The organism is Sunxiuqinia dokdonensis, from assembly GCF_001270965.1.
Classification (GTDB): Bacteria; Bacteroidota; Bacteroidia; order Bacteroidales; family Prolixibacteraceae; genus Sunxiuqinia; species Sunxiuqinia dokdonensis.
On sequence record NZ_LGIA01000070.1, the window covers coordinates 1 to 5,160 of the forward strand.

A 5,160-nucleotide genomic window follows, 5' to 3' on the forward strand; every position below is an offset into this window, starting at 1 on the left:
TTGATGCCGGGAAAGCGTGGAGCAATCACTGCTTCAATTTGTTTGATATCGGTACTTTTGTAGAATCTGCCAAATCCTTTGAGCGCTTTGAATTCGAGCTTTCGTTGCGGAACCAGGTTTTCGAGAACCTCCGATTTGACAGCGATCACCAGTTCATCTTTCAGTTGAAGGTTAAACTTTCCTCGTCTGGTGTCAATAACTTCATTTCCTCTTTTAATCGAATGAATAATAATATCTTTGAGTTGGTGTGTTCGCCCGTTGGTAATCTCTTCTCCGGCCAGCGAGCTATTTGGAGGCAGGGTTGCATCCAGAAAGTATTCTTTGTAATCGAGGCTGTCGCGTTTGTTGTTGTCTTTTTTTCCCGGAAGTATCCGATGTCCGATAAACGCCAGATAAAGAAAGCCAGCGAGTGCAATCCATATTCCAACTTTTCCCAGTTCGAACATAAACAGGCCGTTGAAACCGTTTTCCAGCATCAGCCCGTGTACCACCAGGTTGGTCGATGTTCCAATCAGTGTGCATATGCCTCCCAGGATGGTCGCGTACGAAAGTGGAATTAAAAATTTTTGGGGGGAAAGATTCATCTTTTCAGCCCAGTTTTTAATCATGGGGGCAAAAATGATGACAACCGGGGTGTTGTTCAAAAATGCTGAAATAACGGATGCCGGGAGCAAAACCTTAAACAAGGTAACCGGCATTTTGCCACGTCGTTTGGGCAAAAACGCACGGGCAACAATGTTCAATGCACCGGTGTGTCGAACTCCTTCACTCACCAAAAACAAAACTGCTACCGTGAGCATTCCTTTGTTTGAAAATCCAGCGAGACTTTGTTCTGTCGTAATAATTCCTGCTGCCATTAGAACAACCAAAGCAGAAAAAAGCAACAGCCCGGGTCTCATCCAGTCGTTGATCAGCGCTATGATCATTACTATAATAACAGCAATAACAAAGTAGCCTTCAAAAGTCATTCAAGGTGATTTTTTAGGCAAATGTAAGTTTATTTGCTGTACCTCCTATGGAGATAAATACTTATTCAAGCGAATGCCGCAGGATGTGATTTTTTTTCGGACTTCTATGTCGTTCATATTCTATGGCTTATTTCGGACGTATCTGTTTTTTTAAGATTTTGGAGGATTTTTCTTTTGGTTTTCAGGTTGAAAAACATATTTTTGCACCGCCTTTAAACAAAAAGGCAACCTACAGGATGACTCAGTAGCTCAGCTGGTAGAGCACATCCCTTTTAAGGATGGGGTCCTGGGTTCGAGCCCCAGCTGAGTCACACTTCAAGACAACAAAAAACATCAAAAGCGCTTAAATCGAATGGTTTAGGCGCTTTTTTATTTTGCGGGAGATCTAAAAACACGCATAGAATCGCAAAGTAAACGAGACCATATCGAGACCTATCCGAAGAAAACCGCCAATAGGTCTCGGTAATCGATGTAATTTCCTAATGATCAATTCATTTTGAGTTAATTTGTTTCGTTTTGGTGCTTGGATATGTGACCCCAAGCAGGTAGCTTTAAATAGGAAAACGAGACCATTTTTTAATCAAAAAATGAGTTGAGTTACGAGAGTGACCGTCAATATACAAAACGGATAATTTTGGGATGTAAGTTTCAGACATAAAAAAAGAGAAACATCATGATGATATTTCTCTTTTCGTGGGCGATGAGGGATTCGAACCCCCGACCCTCTGGGTGTAAACCAGATGCTCTGAACCAACTGAGCTAATCGCCCGAATGTTTTCTGAACTCACCTCCTTTTCAGAAAGGCGTTGCAAATATAAATCCTTTTTTCGCACTGCCAAAAGAAAAAATTAAAATTTTTAAGAAAAATAATCGGCCACCACAAAGGTGCTGCCTCCTATAAAAATTAGGTCTTCGGGTTGAGCTTGTGACCGAGCTTTTGCAACTGCTTCAGGAACAGAATCGATTACTTGTCCACGAAGCCCAAAAGTGGCTGCCTGAGCCGCCAGATCAGGGGCTGGAAGTGCCCGGGGAATTTTTGCCTGCGTGAATAAATAGTTTGCTTCCTTTGGTAAAACGGCCAGGGCTTGATCCAAATTTTTGTCATTCACCATGCCCAAAACGAAGTGAAGGGCCTTCCAGGGCGTTGCTTCAATTTGAGCCGCCACGTCGGTTAGGCCCGCTGCATTATGCGCCGTATCGCAAACCATGAGCGGATTGTTGCCAACCACTTCCCACCGTCCTCGCAGCCCAGTGTTTTTTGAGGCATTTGAAAAACCTTCGTAAATCGCTTTGTTTTCAATCGTCCATCCTTTTTCCTGGAGCAGCTCAATCGTTTTTAACACACCCGCCGCATTCTTACGTTGGTAGTTTCCCAGCAAATCCATTTTCAAGTCGGGATAGGCCAGTTGTCCGATTTTATTGAAATAAAAAACTTGCTTCCCTTCGGGCAAACGCATGGAATAGCCCGATTGAAACTGCTGGTCGGCAAAGTAAATGGGACTTTGCTTTTCGCGGGCGGTTGCTTCAAAAACATGATTGTACATGTTGTTTGATTCAGAAACGACAACAGGGATCGATTCTTTAATAATGCCGGCTTTCTCAAGGGCAATCTTTTCAATTGTATTCCCGAGAAGAGCTGTGTGGTCGAGGCTGATGTTGGTAATGAGCGATACTTCGGGCCGGATGATGTTGGTAGAGTCCAGCCGGCCGCCAAGCCCCACTTCAATCATGGCGATGTCGACCTTTTGATTTCGGAAATAGTCAAAAGCCATGGCCACAGTTATCTCAAAAAATGAGGGTTCGAGCTGTGCCGTTTCATTCATTTTTATGAATTGATCAACAAAAGCAACTACGGCTTCTTCCGATATCATTTCTCCGTTAATTTTTATTCGTTCGCGGAAGTCAATCAAATGGGGCGAAGTGTACAAGCCAACTTTATAGCCTGCTTCCTGCAATACAGAAGCCAAAAGATGCGAGCTTGAGCCTTTGCCGTTAGTTCCGGCTACATGCACACTTTTAAAATTGCGATGCGGAAAGCCGAACAGCTCGTCCAAAACCAATGTATTTTCCAGGGTGTCCTTATAAGCAGCAGGTCCCGTGCGCTGATACATAGGCAAGCGGGTATATAGAAAATCGAGGGTGTGTTTATAACTTGTCATTCTGAATCAGATATTTACTGTAAAATTCTTTTTAGTGTTGATAACATTCGTTCTGCTTTGTTGTCGCATTCAGCTTTCGATCAGCTATTTTTTTTACATTTAGCAAAAGCAAAACCTAACGCTATGGCAACATCTAAGAAGGCAAACACCAAAGTATTTGTACTTGATACAAATGTTATTCTGCACGATCACACGTGTATTTACCAGTTCAAAGATAATGATATCATTCTTCCATTAACGGTTTTGGAAGAGCTCGACAAATTTAAGCGTGGAAACGATCCGATCAACTTTCAGGCGCGCGAATTTGTGCGAATTTTGGATGGAATTGTCGGCGAGAAACTGTTCAACGGTGGAATCCAGTTGGGCGAGGGCATGGGGAAACTGATCATCGCAACGGGCAAGCCCTTTACCGACGCCATGAAACAATCTTTCAAAGATGATATTCCGGACCACCGGATTTTGGCTGTGGCTGAGTATGTAAAAGCTTCCAATCCTGATCGTTCAACCATCCTGGTTTCAAAAGACATTAATTTGCGGATGAAGGCGAAGTCGCTGGGACTCATGTCTGAGGATTACCAGAATGACAAGATCAAGGATCCGCAGGTTTTCGAAAAAAGCATTACGGAGATTGAAACCTACAAAGATCAACTGATTGAGCGATTGTACAACGAAGGATCTTTCCCGATGGCTGAATCTGAGATTGACGGCAAGCCAGTTCCCAATGAATATTTTATTCTGAAGGGAAACAAATCGAGCGTTTTGGCTCGTTTCGACAGTGGTTCGCAGCGCATTGTCCGGATTGAAAAGCGCGTGGCTTACGGCATCAAACCACGCAATGCCGAGCAAACCTTCAGCATCAATTCTTTGCTGAATCCCGATATTAAACTGGTGTCGCTCACCGGGAAAGCAGGTACCGGGAAAACCTTGCTGGCGCTGGCCGCAGCGTTGGAACAGAACAAGCAGTACGAACAAATTCTGCTGGCACGTCCCATTGTCGCCTTAAGTAACCGCGACCTGGGTTATTTGCCGGGCGATGCTACGGAAAAAATCAGCCCTTACATGCAACCGCTTTTTGATAACCTGTCGGTGATTAAACATGCGTTTAACCCGCGTAGTCAGGAGTACATGAAAATTGAGGAGTTGCTGAAGGAAGAACGGTTGCTGATTACGCCGCTGGCTTATATTCGCGGACGCAGTTTGTCCAATGCTTTCTTTATTGTTGATGAAGCTCAAAACCTGACGCCCCACGAAATTAAGACGATTATTACCCGCGCGGGCGAAGGCACCAAAATGGTGTTTACGGGCGACATGCAGCAAATCGACTCGCCTTACCTCGATATGAAGTCAAACGGACTGGCCTACATGACCGATAAAATGCGCAGTCAGGAACTGTTTTCGCATGTCAACCTGGTGAAAGGCGAACGCAGCTATTTGGCTGAGTTGGCGAGTGATTTGTTGTAGATCGACTCAATTGGCTTACTGATCGGATGACTTTAAGTCATCCGATCAGTAAAAACATGTCCGCTTTTTTGAACCGATCGCGCTTTTGATGCCCGCGGCATCGGATGTTTATAGGAACACAGAATCAGGGAGAGATGCGATCCCGGATGGGATCGAACGGCTCGCTTCCTTGCCGCTTTTTTATAAACCTATAAATCCGCTGGATTTGAAATTGAAATATCGTTGGGTGACTACGAAGCTTGATCCCTATTTTTCGTAGAGATCCCGATCTTCATCGGGATGACGACTGAGGGCTGATGCTACATTAAAAGCTGGTGCTAGCTTATTGATCCGATAACTCGATTCATCCGATCAATAAAAAAGCGAACTTATGACCGCTATTTCAAATAATATTTTTAATTTCAAAAGCCTTTTAAGCTAGTTCTCTGGAAAAAAATAGACATTGTTGACAATTCGACATCATAGGTGTTGTTATACTTCCAATCATGGGGGTATAACAACACCAAATAATTTGCTAAAAGAGAAATAACATCCATATTTGATGCACACTAATTGAACTAAACCCCGCTATG

The 5,160-nt window shown here is 43.7% G+C and carries 3 protein-coding genes and 2 tRNA genes; 2 read left to right on the plus strand and 3 right to left on the minus strand.

From position 1 onward, the window contains the following. Nucleotides 1-968, minus strand: a 968-nt coding sequence (locus tag NC99_RS06230) for an SLC13 family permease (protein WP_193391996.1), incomplete at its 3' end; no start/stop codon positions are given. A gap of 238 nt (nt 969-1,206) precedes the next feature. Between NC99_RS06230 and NC99_RS06235 the strand changes: the two genes are divergently transcribed. After that, nucleotides 1,207-1,279 (plus strand) — tRNA-Lys (locus NC99_RS06235). 383 nt (nt 1,280-1,662) lie between these two features. Here NC99_RS06235 and NC99_RS06240 read toward each other — a convergent pair. Further along, nucleotides 1,663-1,737, minus strand: a tRNA-Val gene (locus NC99_RS06240). Nucleotides 1,738-1,825: 88 nt separating this feature from the next. Next, nucleotides 1,826-3,127, minus strand: a complete 1,302-nt coding sequence (locus tag NC99_RS06245) for a bifunctional folylpolyglutamate synthase/dihydrofolate synthase (protein ID WP_053181019.1) — start codon at nt 3,125-3,127, stop codon at nt 1,826-1,828. Between the two features lie 123 nt (nt 3,128-3,250). Here NC99_RS06245 and NC99_RS06250 point away from each other — a divergent pair, with 123 nt between their 5' ends. Beyond that, nucleotides 3,251-4,588 (plus strand): PhoH family protein, encoded by a 1,338-nt coding sequence (locus NC99_RS06250; RefSeq protein ID WP_053181022.1) that lies wholly within the window; start codon nt 3,251-3,253, stop codon nt 4,586-4,588. The last annotated feature ends 572 nt before the right edge of the window (nt 4,589-5,160 follow it).